At 49.1% G+C, this 20,264-nt stretch carries 19 protein-coding genes and 1 riboswitch; of the genes, 14 read left to right on the top strand and 5 right to left on the bottom strand.

The genetic code is table 11. The features are described from left to right. Positions 1-9 precede the first annotated feature (9 nt). From BN162_RS08170 to BN162_RS08135, 8 genes are all read left to right on the top strand, one after another. Positions 10-777 (top strand): hypothetical protein, encoded by a 768-nt coding sequence (locus BN162_RS08170; RefSeq protein WP_020224594.1) that lies wholly within the window; start codon positions 10-12, stop codon positions 775-777. 134 nt (positions 778-911) lie between these two features. After that, on the top strand, positions 912-2,051 hold the full coding sequence (locus BN162_RS08165; RefSeq protein ID WP_167540011.1) for an amidohydrolase family protein: 1,140 nt from the start codon (positions 912-914) through the stop codon (positions 2,049-2,051). Next, on the top strand, positions 2,048-3,214 hold the full coding sequence (locus BN162_RS08160) for an amidohydrolase family protein (RefSeq protein WP_020224592.1): 1,167 nt from the start codon (positions 2,048-2,050) through the stop codon (positions 3,212-3,214). The genes BN162_RS08165 and BN162_RS08160 overlap by 4 nt, the downstream gene beginning before the upstream one ends. A gap of 26 nt (positions 3,215-3,240) precedes the next feature. Continuing rightward, entirely contained in the window at positions 3,241-4,350 is a 1,110-nt protein-coding gene (locus BN162_RS08155) for a DUF362 domain-containing protein (protein ID WP_020224591.1), read from the top strand. An 88-nt stretch (positions 4,351-4,438) separates the two neighbouring features. Next, on the top strand, positions 4,439-5,611 hold the full coding sequence (locus tag BN162_RS08150; RefSeq protein WP_020224590.1) for a CapA family protein: 1,173 nt from the start codon (positions 4,439-4,441) through the stop codon (positions 5,609-5,611). Positions 5,612-5,794: 183 nt separating this feature from the next. Continuing rightward, positions 5,795-6,193, top strand: a complete 399-nt coding sequence (locus BN162_RS17855) for a VanZ family protein (protein WP_020224589.1) — start codon at positions 5,795-5,797, stop codon at positions 6,191-6,193. 216 nt (positions 6,194-6,409) lie between these two features. Continuing rightward, the gene (locus tag BN162_RS08140; protein ID WP_020224588.1) at positions 6,410-7,135 is read left to right on the top strand and encodes a hypothetical protein; all 726 of its coding nucleotides are present in this window, start codon (positions 6,410-6,412) and stop codon (positions 7,133-7,135) included. 68 nt (positions 7,136-7,203) lie between these two features. Continuing rightward, positions 7,204-7,950, top strand: a complete 747-nt coding sequence (locus tag BN162_RS08135) for a hypothetical protein (RefSeq protein WP_020224587.1) — start codon at positions 7,204-7,206, stop codon at positions 7,948-7,950. 251 nt (positions 7,951-8,201) lie between these two features. Here BN162_RS08135 and BN162_RS08130 read toward each other — a convergent pair whose 3' ends face one another. Next, positions 8,202-8,813: a folate family ECF transporter S component gene (locus BN162_RS08130; RefSeq protein ID WP_020224586.1), complete on the bottom strand. Its 612-nt coding sequence runs from the start codon at positions 8,811-8,813 to the stop codon at positions 8,202-8,204. A 61-nt stretch (positions 8,814-8,874) separates the two neighbouring features. Then, positions 8,875-8,971, bottom strand: a riboswitch (THF riboswitch). Positions 8,972-9,014: 43 nt separating this feature from the next. After that, positions 9,015-9,953 (bottom strand): calcium/sodium antiporter, encoded by a 939-nt coding sequence (locus BN162_RS08125; protein ID WP_020224585.1) that lies wholly within the window; start codon positions 9,951-9,953, stop codon positions 9,015-9,017. Between the two features lie 329 nt (positions 9,954-10,282). Between BN162_RS08125 and BN162_RS08120 the strand changes: the two genes are divergently transcribed. From BN162_RS08120 to BN162_RS08105, 4 genes are all read left to right on the top strand, one after another. Beyond that, the gene (locus tag BN162_RS08120) at positions 10,283-11,197 is read left to right on the top strand and encodes a peptidase U32 family protein (protein ID WP_020224584.1); all 915 of its coding nucleotides are present in this window, start codon (positions 10,283-10,285) and stop codon (positions 11,195-11,197) included. After that, positions 11,194-12,408 carry a peptidase U32 family protein gene (locus BN162_RS08115; protein ID WP_020224583.1) on the top strand — a complete coding sequence of 405 codons (1,215 nt, stop codon included), beginning with the start codon at positions 11,194-11,196 and terminating at the stop codon, positions 12,406-12,408. The genes BN162_RS08120 and BN162_RS08115 overlap by 4 nt, the downstream gene beginning before the upstream one ends. Next, positions 12,408-13,127 carry an RNA methyltransferase gene (locus BN162_RS08110; protein WP_020224582.1) on the top strand — a complete coding sequence of 240 codons (720 nt, stop codon included), beginning with the start codon at positions 12,408-12,410 and terminating at the stop codon, positions 13,125-13,127. Before BN162_RS08115 ends, BN162_RS08110 begins: the two co-directional genes overlap by 1 nt. A 315-nt stretch (positions 13,128-13,442) precedes the next feature. Further along, positions 13,443-15,143, top strand: a complete 1,701-nt coding sequence (locus BN162_RS08105) for a phosphoenolpyruvate carboxykinase (ATP) (RefSeq protein ID WP_020224581.1) — start codon at positions 13,443-13,445, stop codon at positions 15,141-15,143. 115 nt (positions 15,144-15,258) lie between these two features. Here BN162_RS08105 and BN162_RS08100 read toward each other — a convergent pair whose 3' ends face one another. The 3 genes from BN162_RS08100 to BN162_RS08090 are packed head-to-tail and all read right to left on the bottom strand — an operon-like array spanning position 15,259 to position 17,469. Further along, positions 15,259-16,656, bottom strand: a complete 1,398-nt coding sequence (locus BN162_RS08100; RefSeq protein ID WP_020224580.1) for an FAD-dependent oxidoreductase — start codon at positions 16,654-16,656, stop codon at positions 15,259-15,261. Continuing rightward, positions 16,640-17,110 carry an RrF2 family transcriptional regulator gene (locus BN162_RS08095; RefSeq protein WP_020224579.1) on the bottom strand — a complete coding sequence of 157 codons (471 nt, stop codon included), beginning with the start codon at positions 17,108-17,110 and terminating at the stop codon, positions 16,640-16,642. The genes BN162_RS08100 and BN162_RS08095 overlap by 17 nt, the downstream gene beginning before the upstream one ends. Continuing rightward, complete coding sequence (locus BN162_RS08090; RefSeq protein WP_020224578.1) at positions 17,107-17,469, bottom strand: rhodanese-like domain-containing protein; 363 nt, start codon at positions 17,467-17,469, stop codon at positions 17,107-17,109. Before BN162_RS08090 ends, BN162_RS08095 begins: the two co-directional genes overlap by 4 nt. A 190-nt stretch (positions 17,470-17,659) precedes the next feature. Here BN162_RS08090 and BN162_RS08085 point away from each other — a divergent pair, with 190 nt between their 5' ends. Continuing rightward, positions 17,660-18,469 (top strand): MerR family transcriptional regulator, encoded by an 810-nt coding sequence (locus tag BN162_RS08085; RefSeq protein WP_020224577.1) that lies wholly within the window; start codon positions 17,660-17,662, stop codon positions 18,467-18,469. Between the two features lie 388 nt (positions 18,470-18,857). Next, the gene (locus BN162_RS17850) at positions 18,858-20,237 is read left to right on the top strand and encodes a polysaccharide deacetylase family protein (protein ID WP_020224576.1); all 1,380 of its coding nucleotides are present in this window, start codon (positions 18,858-18,860) and stop codon (positions 20,235-20,237) included. Positions 20,238-20,264 lie beyond the last annotated feature (27 nt).

Genomic DNA, 20,264 nt, shown 5'->3' with positions numbered 1-20,264 from the left:
TCGACGGAGATGAATGGAATTTTAGTATCGTCGCGTGAATTGATTCAGCAGCATCGAATACCGTTGATGAAGTATTGCTTCATCGTGGCGTTAGGCTGTTCGTTGATTTCACTGGCGGCGCAGCAGTTTCAGAACAACCTGATTCCATTCAGCGCGACGTTAATTCTGAACCTAATTTTCTTATTTGGGTTGGATGTCGTGATGTGGAAGGCGCTGAATCAGACCGCCTATTCCTATCGGGATTTCGGGTACTTTGGGAAGTTTTTCAAACGCTTATTGCCTTTGTTTGCTTTGTATCTTGGAATTTTGATTGCAGGTGTGTTTGCCGTACAGCTGTTGTCACGGATTCAGGCTGTGATTCTTGTGCTGCCGGCCGTGTTGACTTTAAGCATTATCTTTCTTAACTGCATCAATCATCTGACGTTGTTTGCGATGATTGATCAAGGGCAGAAAGCCCTGCCGGCATTCAATAACGGAGTGCGGCTGTTCTTTCAGTCGAAAAAGCTGATTCTGCATATTGTGCTGAAAACCTTCCTTTTAGTTTTATTAGGCAGCTTCGCCGTCACGGCACTGAATGTGTTTGTCTATGCTCCGCAGATCGACGCGGCGATGAAAGCCGCTACTCAGATCAATGAGGCCCTGATCGATCCGTATTTTTCCACCAATTTAAGCTATATGATTCAAAGTGTGGGAATGCAGCTGGTCGTCAGTTATATCGCTATCGTATCAGGAATGACCTATGGTGTTTTCTTTCAAAAACGGAGTGCAATGCGTTAAAGTTAAACAGGAAGATCTTCATTTCTAACTGAGATGAAGATCTTCTTTTTTGTTAAAAATTTCGCTGCAGACTAGGAATGTGCCTCGGAAATCATTATAATGGAAGCAGACAGAAAAAGAATGGGGGTATTGATTTGATCTTAATACGAAACGGAAACGTACATGATGGTTTGGGCCAAGTATTGGCGAAAACGGATATTTTGATCGATAACGGAAAAATTGTTCGCATCGGGCAGCATTTGGAAGTGGCGCAGGCGCAGGTGATAGAAGCCGAAGGAAAATGTGTCATGCCGGGCTGGATCGATCCGTTGAGCGGCTGGGGAACGGCTGCCGGCCGCGGACAGGCGCGGGATAATGATGAAACAAGCGATCCGCTGACGCCGCAGCTGGATGTTTATTATGCGTTTGATCCGGAAAGCATGATGTATCAGGAGCTTTGGGGTTATGGAATTACGGCTGCCGGCGTCGCGCCGAGCAGCAACAACATTCTCGGCGGCAGTACGGCCGTGTTCAAGGCTTATGGCAAAACGGCTGAAGCGATGTGCGTCAAAGCCCCGGCAGCATTAAAAGGCTCCGTGGATGAAAAGGTTAAACAAACCTATGGCCCGCGCAATATTGCGCCGATGACCAAAATGGGAATTTTCTCAGCCTTGCGCGAACTGATCGCAAAATGCCGTTCGGACAAAGCGGAAGATCAGAAAGATCTGAAGGTTCAAGCTTTCCGGCCGGTTTTGGAAGGCAGGCTGCCGTTGATTCTGAACTGCAATACCAAAGCGGAAGCCGATGCCGTGCTGTCGTTGTTTGAAAAAGAACCGGTGCAGCTGATCTTGGCGAATATGTATCAGCTCGATGAAAGTCTGAAGGATAAAGCGTGCGGCCTGATTCTTGGAGATCTGACCGATGGATTTAACCGGTATCATGCCGCAGTGGACTACAAGGCGCTGTTTGATTTGATCAAAGCTGGCAAACCGGTGGCGTTGAGTGCGTTTGGCGATGCGGTTTCACCCGGCCGGGAAATTCTGATGTGGAATGCGCATGGTTTGCTGGCGCAGGCCCGGCGGCTGGGGGCTGAAATCACCAGTGAAGATGTACTGAAAATGCTGACAAGTGTTCCGGCTCAGTTGTTAGGCGTGGCTGATCGGATTGGTTCCCTGACCGAAGGCAAAGATGCTGATGTCGTAATCTGGTCGGGAAATCCGTTGGAAACCTTCCGGGCCTTGCCGGAAACAGTTATAATTTCCGGGGAAATTGTAAAGGGGGAAAAAGCGGCATGAAACGATTGATCAAAGGCGCAAAAATCATAACAATGGGAGCGCTTGGAACGTTGGAAAAAGCCGACATCCTGATGGAAGATGGGAAAATCACCGCGATCGGCGAAGGCTTGGAGGCTTTGGAAGCAGAAGTCATTGATGCTAAAGGACTGACGGCAATTCCGGGAATTGTTGATGCGCACAGTCATATCGGCGGTTTTGAGATTGCTACGGGAGCCCAGGACGTCAATGAGATGGTCAAGAATGTGACGGCGGAAGTGGAAGTGATTGACGGACTGGATCCGAGGTCGCCGTCGTTTAAAGAGGCGCTGGCGGCAGGCGTAACCTGCAGTGCGATTGCCCCGGGCAGCGGCAATGTCATCGGCGGTGTCGTCTGCGCGGTGAAAAGCGCCGGGCAAGGGACAATCGAGTCCAGATGCATCAACCGCCATGTGGCTTTAAAAGCAGCGATGGGCGGCAATCCGAAGGGTGTTTACGGCAAACGCAATCAGATGCCGATGACGCGGATGGGCGTGGCCAGCATCCTGCGGCAGTATTTCCGTGATGTTCAGGAATACATGAAAAAACAAGAAGAAGCCAAAGCCGATCCGGCAAAGATGCCGAAATGGGATCCGGCGATGGAGAATGGGGCCAAAGTTCTGCGGCATGAAATGCCGGTGAAGATGCACTGTACGCAGTTTGATATGATCACCGTTATTGAACTGGCAAAGGAATTCGATTTCGAATTCACCCTTGATCATGCCTGGGGTGCTTCTGATTATATGGAACCGATTGTCGAAAGCGGCTGCCCGGTGATCTTTGGTCCGATTGCCGTGGCTAAAGGCTTCGGCGAATCGATTAAGATCGATATTGACAGCGTTGTGGAAATGGACAAGCGCGGGGTACTGTGCTCCATCATGACTGACGGTCCGGTATACCATCCTTGGCTGATTGTGGAACAGGCAGGCGAAGTTGTCCGGTATGGCGCTGATGTTGAACGGGCGATTGCGATGCTGACAATCAACCCGGCCAAGACGATCGGCTGCGATCAGCGAATTGGCTCGCTGGAAATCGGCAAGGATGCGGATATCGCTTTGTTTAACGGAATGCCGACGCTCGATCCGGCAGCTGGGGTTGTGATGACGCTGGTCGACGGAGAAATTGCGTATCAAAGCAAGGGCTTCTAAGCCCTTTTCTTCTTGAGGAGGAAGCGATGAAGGCAAAGGAAAAAGTTGCAGCTGTGCGCTGCGCGAGCTATGATGAAAATCAGGTCGAACGCCAGCTCAGTCGACTGATGGAGGCGATCGATGCCGCGGCTTTGATCAAGCCGGGGATGAAGGTTCTGATCAAACCAAATTTATTGTCTGCTAAAAATCCGGAAGAATTCACTACGACCCATCCCGAGGTTCTGCGGGCGTTAGTTCGTTATGTGCAACGGCATGGCGCACAGGTGATGCTGGCGGACAGTCCGGCTGGCCGGTTCACACTGGATTCCCTGCGTTTGGTTTATCAGAAGACCGGACTGAAGGCGTTGGCTGAACAGGAGAACTGTCAGCTCAATGAATCGCTGGACAACGTTGAAAGTGAACTGAAAATGGGGAGTGAAGCCGTGCCGATTTTAAAATGCGTCGCGGATGCCGATCTGATCATTGACTGCTGCAAGTTTAAAAGTCACAGTTATACGCTGACCAGCGGTGCAGTGAAGAACATGTTCGGGGTCATTCCCGGCCTGGTAAAAGCTGAAATGCATGCCCGGTTTCCTAAGCGTGCGCATTTCTGCCGCTTCCTCTGCCAGCTGGCGGCAATGGTCAAGCCGCAGTTGTGCATTATGGATGCGATTGAAGGGATGCAGGGCAACGGCCCCAGCGGCGGAGATCGATATGACGGCCAACGCTTACTGGCAGCCCAGGATCCCTTTGCGCTCGATTATGGAGCGCTGAAGTTGTTTGGTCTGGATCCGAATCAGATGCCGATTCATCATGCGGCCTGTGTGTTGGGGCTCGTGGATCCGCAAAATGTGGAACTGTGCGCGCTGGAAGAATCCTGGGAAGCTTTATCGCGTCATGATTTCAGACTGCCGGAAACGGTTAAAGGTCTGATTCAGTTGATACCTTCCCCTGTTGAGGCACTGCGCCATGTTTTTGCCCCTTATCCCAAACCGGATCTAAAGCGATGTGTGGGGTGTGGAGAATGCCTTCGGGACTGTCCGGTTCACGCGATTACGTTGGTCAATCAGAAATCGGTTATTGATCGCCGCCGCTGTATTCGCTGTTACTGCTGTCAGGAAGTCTGTCCGATTCATGTCGTGCAATTAAAGCGTTAAAACCTTACAAAAATCTTAATTGTCCGTGAAAAACGGGAGCTGATCCGGAAAAAAAGGTATAATAAGACCAGCGAATGGGAGAAAAGTTATGAATCAGAAACAAACGATGAAAAATCTGATGCGCACGGTGATCGCCCTGTTGATCTTGCTGGGGGCTTTATTGATGGTGCTGGCCGTAATTACGCTGCAGAAACCAAAAGATGGCGAAGTTCAAATTGCGGCTACGCCGCAGACAACAAGTACTCCGCAGCCGACGCCGATGGTGGAAAAAGCGGAATTATTGATGGCTGGGGACGCTTTGCTGCACGGTGCTGTGTATACCGATGCCAAGACGGCTGAGGGCGGCTATGATTTTACTGAAATGATGAGTACGCTGAACCGTGTAGTGGATCATTATGATTTAAAGTATTATAATCAGGAAACAATTTTAGGCGGAACGGAATTGGGTTTATCCACGTATCCCTGCTTCAATTCCCCGCAGGAATTTGGAGATACGATGATGAACCTGGGATTTAATCTGGTATCACTGGCGAATAATCATACCTTGGATCGGGGGGAACAGGCAATTCTGAATTCTCTGGATTATTGGTCAAACCAAAATGCCTTGACAGCCGGTTCCTACAGTTCCTTTGATGATCGGGAAGAACTGCGTGTTCGCCAGATCAACGGCATCAGCTATACCCTGCTGTCCTATACCTATGGCACCAACGGTATCGCCGTGCCGAAAGGCAAAGAATATCTGGTGAACGTCTATACGGATGAGATGCTGCTGGAAGATATCGCCAAAGCCCGTGGGGAAGTGGATGTCCTGATGGTCGCGATGCACTGGGGCGAGGAATATACGCATGAACCGACATCAGAACAGCGCCGTCTTGCACAGCTGTTGGCGGATGCCGGTGTGGATATCATCATCGGCAGTCATCCGCATGTCGTTCAGCCGATTGAGTGGATCGACGATACGCTGTGTATTTATTCATTAGGCAATTTGATCTCCGCTCAGGATGGAACCTATAAACGAATAGGATTGTTGGCGGGAGTAACGATAACCAAGACCACCTTTGAAGGTCAAAGTCACATTCAGCTCAGTGCTCCGCGTGCGGATCTGGTGTATACGCAGTACACGAAGGGATACCACAATTTCAAACTGAAGTTCTTTGATGAAATTGAAGAAAGCGAACTAAAAGATGTCTGGGGTGTATATGATCAGTATGGAAAGATTGTCACCGATGGCGGCGCGGTGGATCAGTTAGGCGGGTTATAAACCTCCTGGCAATCAGGAAAAAGGGCAAAAGAATGGACAGTGGCTTCGGGAGTGAATCATGACGCGCTGTCTTTTTGTTTACACTTGCGAGTCTAAAAAAGTAAAGGATCGGAGGCGTATTATGGATCGTCAAATCAGAAAAGCGGCAATTTTGTTGTTGGGAATCTGGTTAATCATTATTTTATGATCACTTTGCTTAACCAAAACTATGCGATTGCGATGCGAATTGTGAATGGAATTCCTTTTCTATGGATTGCAGAGCTGTTTCAAATTTTTCAATCAGGCCGAGCTGTTCTGTTTTATGTTCGGCTGGTGATGAAAGGACTGTTAATCAATCTTTGGATGTTTGCGCCTGCCGGATTTTTAATGCCGCTGGCTTTTCCTGCTTTTAGAAATGGAAAGCGGGTGATAGCCGCTGGATTACTTTTTTCTATCCTTATCGAATCTCTGCAGTTTATGCATGGCTGCCGCGTTGTGGATATTGATGATGTCTTGATGAATGGCTTGGGAACCGGACTGGGATACTGTATTTATCAAATTGGTCTGTTTTTGATCTGTATATTACAATCGGAGAAAGTATAAACTCCAAAAAAAGGAGACTTGCAGCAGATTGGTTTAACGGAAGCGAATTCAAAAAATAATTCTGTGAATTATAAGCCGTGGTGTGCATATTTTTGTACACCACTTTTGTTATACTCAAGGCATCACAAGCATGGATCCGAATTAAAGACAGGCGTGGAATTTGTCTTATTAATGAACTGAGAATCAAGCAGTAACATGGAAAAAGGAGAAAATACGATGAAGAACAAAGAGAGAATTGCCGAGTTTTTGCAAGTCATTGCTGATCAGAAAGGACTTCTGTATTTCAACAGAGATGCCTATTCCGTTTATCAAGAAATGCTTGAAACAGATTGGATTGAGCCGAAAACAGCGCGGATGATCCTCATTACATTATTAGCGAAGATTATGGAAAAAGCAGAACTTCTTGAGTATAATAAAACGGCGATAACGGCTTTGATTCAGGAAGAATGTGGCTTGACTGAAAAAATTGCAGAGGAGATTTCCGCAATTTATGCAGCCTTTCTGAGTGCGGAAAATCGGAAGCGATGGAACTGTAAAAAGGATGCGGGTTTGGATGAATTCTGTGAGAAATCATGGCATTTTGATCTGGAACTGGAACGCAGCTGGTATTCTTACTGCGTACATGTTGATGCAGAGATCCGCATTACGATCGATATTCGAGTTGACGATAAGCGAAAAATCAGAGCGGAAATCCAGGCGGAGCTGGACGAGAATCCATGGATAACCGCAGAGAGTATTTTGACAATCTATACTCAAAAAATAAAAATAGGTATAGCAGATGATTTTGAACGGTATGTACAGGCAGAAGATGATTATCCACCTGAGGCAGAGGATTACGAAGGAAATTTTGAAGAGATCATTTCTGAATTCTGTGACCGTTATGGACTTGAGCTTCTTGATTATTCATTTGTAGGCATGACTTCAGATTATATCCCAAATTAAGCTGTGAAGCCGTGCTTTGTCATTTGTTTCATTGAAGATATAGATTAAAGCTTAGGAGGAAAATTGTTATGGAAAATCAGACGATAAAAGTTGAGATTGAAGGAAGCCCTTTTTTGCCGGAGGAACTGGAAAAATGGAAAGCAAAGCGGGTTAAAAAGGCTTGCCGAACATTGCGCTTAAAATTGGATTCCAAGGGATCCGCGGAGGAAATCGCACAACAATTAACGACACGAAAAATCCAGATGAGTACCGAGGATATGCTTGCTTTGCTGAAAGGAAAGCTAGGGTTAAGCCGTTTAGGCATGAAACTGATCAGCGGACTTTCAGGAAAGCGGCGGCGAATGGCTAAAACGCGAATTACAGCTCAGGGAATCAGTGCCGAACGTTTCAGCAAAAGATTAGAGGCGTTGATGATTGAGCCTGATCAGAATTATCGCCGAGTTAATTTATCCGTCTATCCTGAACATTACGTTCTAAGACCAAAGCACGGGACATTGGAAGTCGTTGAAACAACGGGAAATGCACCGCTGCCTACTCAGTTCTTTATCACGTTTGGGGATGAAGCCGGCTTGATGGAACCTCGTGATCCTCGTTACCCATTTCAATCGGCAGGGATAGCCAGACTGAATGATCAAACGGAAATCGGCGGTGTACGCCATCAGTTTCGGGATACCACGGAGGGGCTGGAATGTCTTTTATGTATGGAATTTCCTGGCTTGTGTCCTAAGTTTCTCGTCAAGGCACATCAAAAACATCTGGCAGTAGAATTTACCAATTGGCTGACATGGATTCTTGCCCATCAGAGTGAAGAATAAAGAAATTGTTAAGGATGCCTTCTGATACGTCAGCCAGCAACGTAGGACTAGGAGGATATCACGGATCGGTGCGCAGAATTTTGCGCACCGTTTTTACGAGGATCATTGATGAGATATCCCTTGAATAAAACGGCTTGAAAAATAAGGAGGGTATCCACTTACATCGTGATGGGTCCAGAAACAAAAAAGCGAAGCGAAATTAAAAACACTCGCTAAAGGAGTGTTTTAGATAGGAAGTGTCAGGCGTGTGTTTACCACCATGGCAGTTTTTTCTCACCTTGGGGTGCAATCCAGTTCTTTCCTTCCAAGTAAGGAATCAACATGCGGAAAAACAGCACAAGCAGGATGACTTCAATTGGCAGCATAATCGTATTTTTTACGATGCTTTTGGCGAAGTAATACAAATAACCTTTAGAATACAACATATAACTCCACAAGGAACCCAAACCGACATTGACAAACAAGTTGATCAGCAGCCGGCTGAGCGCCAGACGCCAAACTGTAATTTTGGTACGGTATAAAAATAAAGCGAAGATCAAGGCGCCGGCCATGCTGGACAAAGTGTAGCCGGGGAAAAAGGGACCGGTAGGATGAATTGCAAATTCGATCAGATCGCCGATGCCGCCGCACAGGACGCCGACCACCGGACCGGCTACGGCACATTGTACTGCCGTGATCAGATAGGTGAAATAAATATAGAGATTGTCAGCTACCGGAATCCGAAACGAAGCGATGGCCATTTTTAATCCCATGCACAGAGCGGCGACAGCCAGAATTCGGACGCGCCGGGTTTCTGCCGACGCTTCTTTCCAGTAAGCACGGGAAAACGGATGAGAAAAGAGAGCTTTGGAAAACTGAGCCATAAAAAAACCTCCTCTTTTCCCTCTGACAGGTAAAAGAGAAGGCCATGCCTTCATTTTTCGGGTCAGCGGGATGCGGAACCTGCACCGCAAGAAATCTTTTCGTCCTTCTGACAACTCCCCGTTCAGAAAGCACTTAACGCGCAGGAACCTACTCTGTTTGTGAAGAATATACCCCGAAATAAGCAGAATGTCAAATAAAACTTATAAAACAAAGAACAGATAGAGAGAGTAGCTCAAGATTAAGCTTAAGCCTTGGATTTTAGAACCTTTTTCTTTCATCAATAACGGAAGCAGCGCTACGATAGTAATCAACAGACAGGCCGGCATATCCAATGCCAGACTTTGTGCGGAAACCGGCAGTGCCTGTCCGGATACAAACGAACAGATCGGCAGGATTAGAGTCAAATCGAGGATATTGGCGCCGATCAGATTGCCGATGGACAGACTGGATTCTTTTTTGATGATGGCGGTCACTGTCGTGACCAGTTCCGGCAGCGAAGTGCCGATCGCAATCATGGTGACAGCGACGATGCGTTCCGGAACCCCGAAGAAGGCCGCCAGCGCACTGCCGCTGTTGACTAACAGCTGGGATCCGGCAACGATACCTAAAGCACCAAATAAAAACATGACAATGCGTCGGATGATTTCTTTGCGCGTTGTTTGAATTCTTTCCGTATCCTCCTGCTGCTGCATTGCGTTGCGGACATTCAAAACCATTGAAATCAAAAAGATGCCGATCAGAATCAGACTGCCGATGAAACTCAGGGCGCCGGATAAACTGAACAGAAATAGAACAGCGGCCGCGGTAATCAACAAGACGCAATGCTTGATGTAGTCTTTGCGCTGAATGGCAATGGTCATGAAAACCATGGCAACCGCTAAGATTAAACCGGTATTCGCAATGACGGAACCGACGGCATTGCCAATGGCCATTTCCGTTTTCCCCTGCAGCGCCGCGATAACGGACACAATCATTTCCGGCAATGTGGTTGCCAGGCTGACGATCGTGGCGCCGACGATAAAGGATGGGATACCGGAAGCTTTTGCGATCCAGCTGGCGGCCTCGACAAACAGATCGCCGCCTTTGACCACCAGAAAGACGCCGGCAAGAAACAGAATAACTGCGACTTCAATACTCATTATGCAAACTCCTCTTCTTCAAATTAACGATGATGACAAAAAAAGAAGACCTGTCTGCACTTTCCCGTAAGCGCCAGACAAGTCTTGTCAATTACCTCTAAGCCAGACGGAAAGCTCCGTCATTCTGTTGACTTAGCAACGCAGAATGGATCTGCGGTGACTACTCCCTTATCAATCTTTGATATTCTATCAAAAGAATGTACGGCAGTCAATCGTTAAATCATCATAGAGCTATGCAGAAATCTGCGGAACGATTGACTTTTCAGCCTCCGACCGTATAATTAAAGCGCAAGCTGCCCAACGAATAACAATGGAAGAGGGGGATGCGAATGAAACAAATCAATTGGATTGCGGCACTGCAGCAGACAGCGGCGTTGCCGGCATTGAAAGAAAGTGGAATAACAACGATCCGAATCGGGGTTGAAGGCTATTCAGTCCGCGCAGCCCGGCTTTTTTCAAGTGAAGAAGCGGCGGTGATTGCCGCTGCCTGCCAAAACCTGGGGCTGCGGTGGGAAATTGTTTTCAATCGATTGTGGATGGAAGAAGAGCTGCCGGAAATGGAAGCCAAGCTGAAGCAAATTCAAAGTTGGAATCCGGATGGCATTGTCTATATGGATCCGGCAGTATTCATGCTGGCGAAAGTCTTGGGTATCCAGGATCGGCTGATCTATGCTCCGGATACACTGACGACCAATTCTCAGGATATTCAGCTGATGCTGGACATGGGGGTGGGCCGCGTTGTGCTGGCGGCTGAGATTACGCTGGAAGAAATACTGCAGATCGCTGAGAAAGTGGAAGGTTCCAGACTGGAGCTGCAGATTCATGGCCGGCAGGTTATGGCGTATTCCCGCCGTCCGTTAGTGTCCAACTATTTACAGATGATTCATAAAACCGTTGAAGATCTGCCGCATCAGCGCGGACTCTATCTGATTGAGGCCACCCGCAGCGGCAAAATGCCGATTCTGGAAGAGGCGGCCGGGGCAGCTGTTTATATGGAAAGTACGCTGTGTTCCTTCGCTCAGATCCGGCAGCTGGCAGCCAGCGGCATCGGCAATTTTGCGCTGGACAGTCTGTTTTCCTGTGATCAGCAGCTGATTGAAGCTCGTCAGGCATATGCCGCTGTTCTTGGAGGGGCCGATCCAATGGAAATGCAGGCGCAGCTGACAGAACGCTGGCCCCAAATGAATTACGGATCAGGTTATTATGCCATGAAGACCAATTTAACCAAGGAGGATGCCGCATGAATAGAGCGATTGAACTGTTGGCGCCGGCTGGAGACTTGGCGCGTTTAAAAACGGCGGTTCGGTATGGCGCAGACGCGGTCTATTTAGGCGGTAAGCGTTTTTCGCTGCGGTCCCGTGCCAGCAATTTTGAAATTGCGGATATTGCGGAGGGCGTTCAATTTGCTCGTGAGTATGGCGCCCATGTCCATGTGACCGTCAATATTATTCCGCATGAAGAAGATTTTGATGGTCTTAACGATTATCTGCGGCAGCTGGAAAGCATCGGTGTGCATGCCGTGATTGTCGCTTCGCCATCGATCGTTAAGCGTGTGAAAACCGTGGCGCCGAAGCTGGAAGTTCATCTCAGCACGCAGATGTCCAGTACCAATTCTCTGGCAGTTCAGTTTTACCGAAACCTGGGCGCGGATCGGGTTGTGCTGGCCCGGGAATGCACAATGGAACAGATTCGTTCCCTCTGTGCGCACAGTGAAGCACCGATTGAAACGTTTATCCATGGCGGCATGTGTGTGAACTATTCTGGACGCTGTACGCTGAGCAACGCGATGACCCTGCGCGATGCCAACCGCGGCGGATGCGCGCAATCGTGCCGGTGGCGCTATCATCTCTATCAGGATTCGACGAAACTGAGCGCGGATGATCTGTTGTTTTCAATGGGCTCCAAAGATCTGATGGCTGCCGAATATGTTAAGGATATGATGGAGGCTGGTGTCGCCAGCCTAAAAATTGAAGGCCGCATGAAATCCGCCTATTATATTGCCGTTGTCGTGCGGGCCTATCGACAGCTGATCGATTGGCTGAGAGCGCATCCGGATGAAGATCCAAGCGCAGCGGTGCAGGCCGCGCAGCAGGAATTGATGCGGGCGGAGAATCGGCCTGCCTGCACGGGTTTTCTGGCTGGAATTCCGGGGCCGCAGGATCATTTGTATGACAATGCCCCGTCACGGGTGACGCATGATTTTTTAGCGCAGGTTCTGGATTATGACCCAGCGCGCGGACAGGCGCTGATCGAGGTGCGCAATCATTTTGAAATTGGTGAAACGCTGGAAGCATTTGGGCCGCATTTAAAGAATACTCCATTTGTTTTAGAAACCATGGAGGATGAGGAAGGAGAACTCGTTGCCGTGGCCAATAAACCGCTGCAGCGCTGCTGGATCAATGCGCCGGCAGTCTTCCATTCTTATGATCTGATTCGGCGAAAGGAGCGTAAGTAATGATCTGGTTTGAAGGGGCGTTAAGCGTAAAAGCCGTGATGCTCTCAGGCCGCCGGACGGTGGCTAAGCTCATCGTTGATCAGCGGAAAAAAGATAAAGACACCGCTTTTATTCTGCGCCAGGCTGCCCAACGCGAAATTCCGGTTGAACGCTGGGAGCGTGAAGCGATTGATCAGCAGGCATCCGGACGGACGCATGGCGGAATTTTAGCGCTGGCAGGGGAACGGCAATATCAAATGGTGGAAGACTGTCTGAAGGATCCCAAGCCGTTTGTCGCAGTCTTGGAAGGGATCGAAGATCCGTTTAATCTCGGTTACGCTTTTCGGACGTTGTATGCCGCCGGCTGCAGCGGAGTTTTAATGGGCAGCCGGGATTGGCAGAACGCGCAGGCAACGATTGTGAAATCCAGTGCGGGAGCGAGCGAACAGCTGCCCTGGTGTCTGTGCGAGGACATCGGCGAAGCTGTCCGGCAATGCCGTCGGGCCGGCTGCGTCCTGTACTGCGCGCAGCGCAGTGATGCGATTGATTATTACGACGCGGATTTCAATCAACCGCTGGTCTTGGCCATCGGCGGGGAACTGCGCGGGCTGAGCCGCGATATTCTTAAACAAAGCGATCAGAATATCGTGATTCCGTATGCCCGGCCGGTCCGCAGTGCGCTCAACGGCACCAGTGCCGTCGCGGCGATCAGTTTTGAGGTTGTTCGGCAGCGCCGGTAATTCAGGCGGAACTTTTCCTGCCGATCATCATAAAAAAAGCCGCGCAGGGAACAGGGCTTGTGCATAGACTAAAGTGAAGCGGCTATGCATCCGGATTGACCTAGACTCAGAACATCGCGGAGAAGTCAACGGTCAGGATTCAATTTCGCTGCTTGAAGCTAAATAAAAAAACCAGTCTTATTCTTTAAAAATAAACAAGCTCCCAATCAAACAAGAAAACAGAACAAAAACAATGAAAGAAATGAAAGATCTAAAGAAAATCTTTCATTTCTTTTTGAAAGTGATATAATGGACTGGTGTTGAAGGAGGCCCGGCATGAAAGAAGCGATTTATCTCAAACGCAATATGGCGTTGATTAATTACACCAAGGCGTACTACACGACGGCGGAGGAGCTGTTGTCAAGCGAAAGCTTTTCCTTATTTCTTGATTTGTATCTGAATTATTGTTCCCATACAGATCCGCAGCTGTTCGATTGGCTGCGGCGCGGACTTCCCATCGAAGAAGTAAAAAAAGATTTAATCCGTTTATTAAAGGTGATGCAGGTGCTGGAGGTTGAAGAGATCGCCCATCCGTATTTCCGTGAACGCCAGAAAATGTTGGCAGTGATTGAAGATTGTTATCATTTCTGGCGGAATATGCAGCGGTATTCGATTATTTATACACGCAATGAGGAAGGACTGCAGCTGGCTAATTTTATGGAAGCCGATGCCCAATTCCATCAGATGATCCTGGATTTTTACCGCACGGTTCAGCAGAAAACACAGGGTTCCCGCAACCGTGTTTACCGTCAGCTTCAGGCCGGCACCAATGCCAGTCTGCTGCTGCGGGACTATCCATGGCCGATGCCGGAAGGCTATCGCGAATTAGGCGATATTCCGTTTGTGCATACCATCATGATGCGCACGCCGCTGATCATCCATCCCCGCAGCAACAAGCGCTTAGGCATGTTCACGGAGGTGGACGTCAATCCGATGGCGCAGTGGGTCAAGGGTGAGGAAGAATGGATGTGCTTTCCGCTGAAAGTGGGATCGCTGTTATGCTATACGTATTTTCATCGTGATTTTACTGCCGGGGCTGTGGCGCTGGCGAATCTGTTTGAATTGGCTTCGGATGAGGACTGCATCGGGGCCAAGCCGGATCTGCTTTTATTGTTCGGCAATCCTGACGGTCAAAATGATACGGTCTTTTATCATGATCAGGCTAATGCGATGTGGGTGGGCAAGGTCTCTTATGCCGATGTCATTGAATACTTCGGTTATTTGAAAAAGATGATTCTGACACTGCATAATCTGGCCATGATTGAAAAGGGCTGGCTGCCGCTGCACGGGGCAATGATCAACCTGACGCTTCAGGATGGAACGAAGAAAGGCGTGATCATGATTGGGGATTCCGGAGCCGGCAAATCAGAAACGATTGAGGCGCTGACGAATTTGAGCGAAGATGTGATTGTCAGCCGGGAAATTGTGTTTGACGACATGGGTTCGCTGCACTTGGATGCCCAGGGACAGATCCGCGCGCAGGGAACGGAAATCGGCGCGTTTGTCCGCCTCGATGATCTGGACAAGGGCAGTGCTTACCGGGATATGGATCGGTCGATCTTCTTTAATCCGGAAAGTGCCAATGCCCGCGTGGTCATCCCGGCGGCGCCGTATGATACGATCATTACGGATCAGAAAGTCGATCTGTTTCTGTATGCCAACAATTATACCGATCAGCGTGGTCTGCGGGCGTTTGACAGCAAGGAAGAAGCAGTCCGCACCTTTATCGAAGGCAAACGGTTTGCTTTGGGTACCACTCAGGAAAAAGGACTGTCAACAACGTTCTTTGCCAATCCGTTCGGTCCAATGCAGAAGCAGCTGGAATGTTTGAAGATCATTGATCAGATGTTCGCGGCGCTTTTGGAGCAGCACATTTTCCTCGGTGAAATCTATACAGGTCTGGGCTTACCGGAAAAAGGCGGCAATGCCTTGGAAATTGCGGCGAAGGAACTGCTTGCCAAAATCAGTGAAAAATAACGGAAGCGATTCGCATTTATTTTCTGACAGGAAAGTCTAGGAGAAATGAGCGGAATCTGCAGCCACCAGTAAAAACAAGAGTAAAAAGCGTCGGTTCTTCACAGAGCCGACGTTTTTATAGGATCAGGGAAAACAGAAGAAATTTAGCAGGATTGACCGCTGCGAACAGATCGTTGAAGCTTTCGCTCATTGTCGGATGGGTATAAATGCCATCCCGCAGAACGGTATACGGCAGCTGGGCATCCATAACCAGCTTAACCAGATTGATCATTTCATGGGATTCTTCACAGAAGAGATGAGCGCCGAGGATCTGATCGGTTTTCGCATCAATGATGGCTTTCAGCAGGCCTTCAGTCTTGCGCAGAACCTGAGCTTTCGGGATTGCGGCGGCTGGAATTTTGGCAATTTTGATTTCATAGCCGGCTTTGCGGGCCTCTTCTTCACTCATCCCAACGCGGGAGAACGGCGGGTCCATAAACACGCTGTACGGTACGGCGCCCCGATTCGCGGTCGTGCGTGAGCCGCCGGTTAAAGCGTCATGGACAATCCGTGAATCATCCAGCGAGATATAGGTGAACTGCAGACCACCGGTTACATCGCCCATCGCCCAGATATGATCGACGGAGGTCTTTAAATGCTCATCCACGGCGATGGCACCGCGTGCGGTTAAGGCGATCCCGGCGGCTTCCGGATGCAGCGCGTCTAACTGCGGCCGGCGTCCGGTCGCCACTAACAGCGCATCACAGCGCAATTCGCTGGCAGTTTCTTTTTCCATTAAATGGAGAACCGTTTCTTCCGCTTCATCGCGGACTTCCGTCAGCGCAGTATTGCGCATCAAACGCACGCCGCGGCGGTTTAAGCTGGCCTCAACGGCAGCGGCGATTTCAGCATCTTCCCGCGGCAGAAAGCGCTCACCGGGCTGCAGCAGGGTAACCTGAGAACCAAAGTTGGCAAACATCGACGCAAATTCCAGACCGATATAACCGCCGCCTAAGATCACCAGTCGCTTCGGCAGCGTTTCCAGCTCCATGAGGCTTTCGCTGAGATAAACACGGCGGCTTTCCTTTAATCCTGCAATGTCAGGGACAAAGGGTTTCGCTCCGGTATTAATGAAGATCCGCTGGGCTTCGATGATTTCTTCTTTATCCCCTGTGTTAATGCGGACATGATGATCATCCATAAAAGAAGCTTCACCATCGATGACTTCAACACCAACAGAGGTCAGCTTATCATAATTCTTTTTTCTTAACATTGAAGTTAAACGGCGCTTTTCCTCAATCGCCTGGTAAAAATGAAGCTGCCGGGCCTGTTCGTCACCGCCCTGAATTACAGACTGCCGGGCGCTGTTTTCCAGCGATTTGGTTGGCAGACACGCAACGTTGATGCAGGTGCCGCCGTACATCCTTGGGGATTTCTCGGCCATAAGCGTGCTTTGTCCTTGCTTGGCCAGCTGGGCTGCCAGTGTTTTTCCGCCTTTGCCGAAGCCAATGATCAGATTATCGAATGTTCTCATGAGATTGTTCCTCCTTTTTCTTCATGATGATATTGTGCGGCTGCGAAGCGAAGAGATTTTGAAGCAGATCCCAAAGCGTCAGCCGATTTAAGCTTTCCAGACATTGTTCATTTAACTGCCGATAGATTTTATCCATTTCCTCAGCCATACCGGAAGCGACCAGACAGGCCATTTCCGGATCTCCGCTTCGCCATTTGCTTTCAACCAAGGCAACGTGGAGAGCTTCGGCGATTTGCCGCAGCGTGATTCGACGCGGATCCTGGTTCAAACGGTAGCCGCCTTCGCTGCCTTCTTGGGAAACCGCGATTCCGGCTCGGCACAGTGCCGCCATCAATTTTCGGACGCGTACCGGATGCGTGCAGATATTGGCAGCCAGCTCATCACTGGACTGGGGAGCGTTTTTATGCGCCAGATACACTGCGGCATGAATCGCAACGGTCAGATCGCTGGTCATTTCTCTTCCTCCTTCGTGATTTCGTAAGGCCATTGAAGCAGACCGCCGAAGTCGTTAACCTGCTTATAGCCAAGCTGAACTAGTTTATTGGCTGCCTGAGCGCTGCGATGACCGGAGCGGCAGTACACTAACAAGACAGCGTCTTCCTTCTTCAGCTCGGATAAAGCCGTGTGAACGATCGTTTCATTGGGCAGATTGATCGCATTGGGAATGTGTCCCTGTGCGAATTCATCAGGCCGGCGGACATCGATCACGATCACCTGTTCACTTTCCATTTTCTGCTTAGCCTCTGCCGGGGTTAAGCGGATGACCGGCTTTTTCTGGGTTCGAGTTTTAAAGCAAGATAAGAATGAAAACATAATTTCCTCCGCAAGAACAAATGTTCTTTTGATACTGTAATCATAAAGGTTACAGTTTTCTTTGTCAACCTTGATGCTCAAATATAAAAACAAAACCGGAATTTCGTGATAAGATAAAAAAATCGAAGAAAAAGCCTTGACTCTCCCGTTAAGGGAGGACCTATGATTCCAATGCGGAGGAGGAAATACAATGCTGAAAATTGGAGATTTTTCAAAGATGGGTAAAACAACGGTCAAAACGTTGCGGTATTATGATTCGATCGGACTGCTGCGGCCGAAGCAGATTGATGCGGATAACGGATACCGCTGGTATGCTACAGATCAGCTGATTGCCCTGTATCAGATTCAGCAATGGCGTCAGTTGGGCATCAGTGTGGAAATGATCGGCAAAATTCTGCGCGGTGAAGCGAGTGAAAGTGCGGTGCTGGATCAGCGCCGGCAACAGATCAGCACGGATCTTGACATGATGCAGTATCAGCTTCGCCGCATTGAGCGTGTCCTTACGACAGACACAAAGGAGAGAATTATGAAAATCAATGTTATTGTTAAAGAACTGCCGGCCTGTATTGTCATGGCCCGCAAGGCAGCTTTGCCGCACTATCGGGATCTGCTTCGTGAAATTCCCGCGACCGGAGCTAAGGTTGGACAACAGTATCCGGATCTGAAATGCACCCAGCCGGAATATTGCTTTGTTAAGGAACTGGATGGCGAATATCGGGAAAAGGATATCCATGTCGAAATCTGCCAGGCTGTTGAAACATTAGAATCTAATTTTGATGACGTCGAATTCCGCAAGGAACCCCAGGTCACTGCGGCCTGTGCTCTGTTTCAGGGCAGCTATGACCACTTTGGCGAGGTGTATGCCGCTTTGATGCAGTGGATCGAAGACAATCAGGCGGAAATCATTGGTGAACCCCGTGAAAGCTTTATCGATGGAATCTGGAATAAAGAATCCGAAGAGGATTGGCTGACCGAAGTTCAGTTTCCCATTCGTCTTTAATAAGTCCAGCTGCCCAAACCGGGGATAAACAAAGTTTCACAGTACAGGCTTAAAAAGCGAAGAAGCACAAAGAAAAAAGGATGTCGAAGAGGAATTCCCCGTATTTTGATTCTTTCATCGATCCTTTTTTCTTGTTCTAAAAGGGCTGAATGATCCTAAGTTCTGCGCAATGATCATCATTCCTCTCATCCTCTGTTTCCTGTTTTCCACTTTCTGAAGCTGATTTCTCACTTAAGCTGCGCCGACATGCGGTGTCCATTCACGGCGATCCCATATGATTTTACAGGGCTCGAGTTTTTGCCAAGACTCACGGCTTTGAGCTTAAGCGAGTCAATGCCGCGTCTTTTTCTTAGGCAGAGGGCATACAGTGATAACGAAGGTGAGAAGCGTGAAAACAAAAACAAAATTACGATTAGGGATTTACCTGCTTCTTTTCGCGGCGATCTGTGTTGTGATCGGTCTGTCCTGGCAGCGGGAAAGTCAGAGAAAACATCTGCCGGAGGCGATGCGTCAGACCATCGAAGAGAATCATCGAATAGGGAAGATGAAGCAGAAGATCAAGGTTTCAGGCCACCAGGCCATTGCCATTTATTACCCCCATTTGGGCAGTGCGGAAGTGGATGCCAATATCGAATCCGCCATCGCGGAAGCGATTGAAAAATTTGAACAGGAAAATCAGGGGGTGGAAGGATTATGTACGCTGTATGCGGATTATGAATCCTATGAACTGAATGAACGCTACGGATCCGTTCAGATCAGCTTTGAGCGGACCGGTGCAGTGAATATGAAAGAAGTGCGGGCCTGGACGTTTGACTTGCAGCAGGACCGCCTGATTCGATTCAGCGACCTGTTCTCAGCGGAAGGAATGAAGCATCTGGCGTTTTTAACCCGCAGTTTTCTGACCACTCTGGCACCAGGTCAGGAAAATCAGGACTATGAAATGGATGAAAATGTCTTGATCAACAACAAGGCTGAACTGTATCTAGGCGAGGATGAGCTGCGCGTTGTTCTGCCCCCGCAGACCTTAAAAGCGCAGAAGGAAGAATTGATCGCCGTGATCCCGCTGAACAAAGTCATCGGTTATGTTGCCGAGGACACCCGCAATCTGCTGGGACTGCAGACGCATGGCCGGATTATCGATCCCACCCGCCCGATGGTGGCGATGACTTATGATGACGGGCCAAATCGTCAGGTAACTCCGGTCATACTGGATGCGCTGAAAGAACACAATGGAGCGGCCACGTTCTTCGTTCTGGGAAGCCGGATGGCGAATCATCAGGACATTGTCAAGCGGATGCTCGATGAGGGAAGTGAAGTCGGCAATCATACTTTCGGTCATGTGGATCTGACAAAGCAAAGCAGTCAGGGCATACTGGATCAGCTGGCGGCAACCTGGGAGGCTATTCAGGAAGCAGGTTCGCTGGATCATCAGGAACTATTAGTTCGGCCCACTTATGGCGCTTATAACGATACCTTGAAGAAGACTTCGCCGTATCCTTTGATTCTATGGTCCATTGATACGCGCGACTGGGCCCATCAAAACGCGGATAAATCCGTGGATGAGGTGATGCGCGAGGTGCAGGACGGGGATATCATCCTGATGCATGACATGTATGAACCGACGGCCCAGGCCAGTGTTCGGGTCATCGAGTGGCTGAGCGAACAGGGGTATCAGCTGGTTACGGTCAGCGAACTGTTTGAGGCGCGCGGCATTCAGCTGGAACCGGGCAAAACTTACAACTGTGCTTATCCAACAAAGGCCCATTAAGCGGAAGCAGGATAAAAAAACGGAGCC

The sequence above is a fragment of the Holdemania massiliensis AP2 genome (genome assembly GCF_000327285.1).
Classification (GTDB): Bacteria; Bacillota_I; Bacilli_A; order Erysipelotrichales; family Erysipelotrichaceae; genus Holdemania; species Holdemania massiliensis.
This window is presented reverse-complemented; position numbering and strand designations above follow the sequence as displayed.

What these genes read in the sequence shown, in the direction of transcription:
- BN162_RS08130 (WP_020224586.1), bottom strand. Translation starts at nt 8,813, where the DNA reads ATGGCTCAGTTTTCCAAAGCTCTCTTTTCTCATCCGTTTTCCCGTGCT.
- BN162_RS08105 (WP_020224581.1), top strand. Translation starts at nt 13,443, where the DNA reads ATGAAAGAAGCGATTTATCTCAAACGCAATATGGCGTTGATTAATTAC.
- BN162_RS08160 (WP_020224592.1), top strand. Translation starts at nt 2,048, where the DNA reads ATGAAACGATTGATCAAAGGCGCAAAAATCATAACAATGGGAGCGCTT.
- BN162_RS08170 (WP_020224594.1), top strand. Translation starts at nt 10, where the DNA reads ATGAATGGAATTTTAGTATCGTCGCGTGAATTGATTCAGCAGCATCGA.
- BN162_RS17855 (WP_020224589.1), top strand. Translation starts at nt 5,795, where the DNA reads ATGATCACTTTGCTTAACCAAAACTATGCGATTGCGATGCGAATTGTG.
- BN162_RS08120 (WP_020224584.1), top strand. Translation starts at nt 10,283, where the DNA reads ATGAAACAAATCAATTGGATTGCGGCACTGCAGCAGACAGCGGCGTTG.
- BN162_RS08155 (WP_020224591.1), top strand. Translation starts at nt 3,241, where the DNA reads ATGAAGGCAAAGGAAAAAGTTGCAGCTGTGCGCTGCGCGAGCTATGAT.
- BN162_RS08090 (WP_020224578.1), bottom strand. Translation starts at nt 17,469, where the DNA reads ATGTTTTCATTCTTATCTTGCTTTAAAACTCGAACCCAGAAAAAGCCG.
- BN162_RS08100 (WP_020224580.1), bottom strand. Translation starts at nt 16,656, where the DNA reads ATGAGAACATTCGATAATCTGATCATTGGCTTCGGCAAAGGCGGAAAA.
- BN162_RS08150 (WP_020224590.1), top strand. Translation starts at nt 4,439, where the DNA reads ATGAATCAGAAACAAACGATGAAAAATCTGATGCGCACGGTGATCGCC.
- BN162_RS08115 (WP_020224583.1), top strand. Translation starts at nt 11,194, where the DNA reads ATGAATAGAGCGATTGAACTGTTGGCGCCGGCTGGAGACTTGGCGCGT.
- BN162_RS08135 (WP_020224587.1), top strand. Translation starts at nt 7,204, where the DNA reads ATGGAAAATCAGACGATAAAAGTTGAGATTGAAGGAAGCCCTTTTTTG.
- BN162_RS08095 (WP_020224579.1), bottom strand. Translation starts at nt 17,110, where the DNA reads ATGACCAGCGATCTGACCGTTGCGATTCATGCCGCAGTGTATCTGGCG.
- BN162_RS08085 (WP_020224577.1), top strand. Translation starts at nt 17,660, where the DNA reads ATGCTGAAAATTGGAGATTTTTCAAAGATGGGTAAAACAACGGTCAAA.
- BN162_RS08110 (WP_020224582.1), top strand. Translation starts at nt 12,408, where the DNA reads ATGATCTGGTTTGAAGGGGCGTTAAGCGTAAAAGCCGTGATGCTCTCA.
- BN162_RS08125 (WP_020224585.1), bottom strand. Translation starts at nt 9,953, where the DNA reads ATGAGTATTGAAGTCGCAGTTATTCTGTTTCTTGCCGGCGTCTTTCTG.
- BN162_RS08140 (WP_020224588.1), top strand. Translation starts at nt 6,410, where the DNA reads ATGAAGAACAAAGAGAGAATTGCCGAGTTTTTGCAAGTCATTGCTGAT.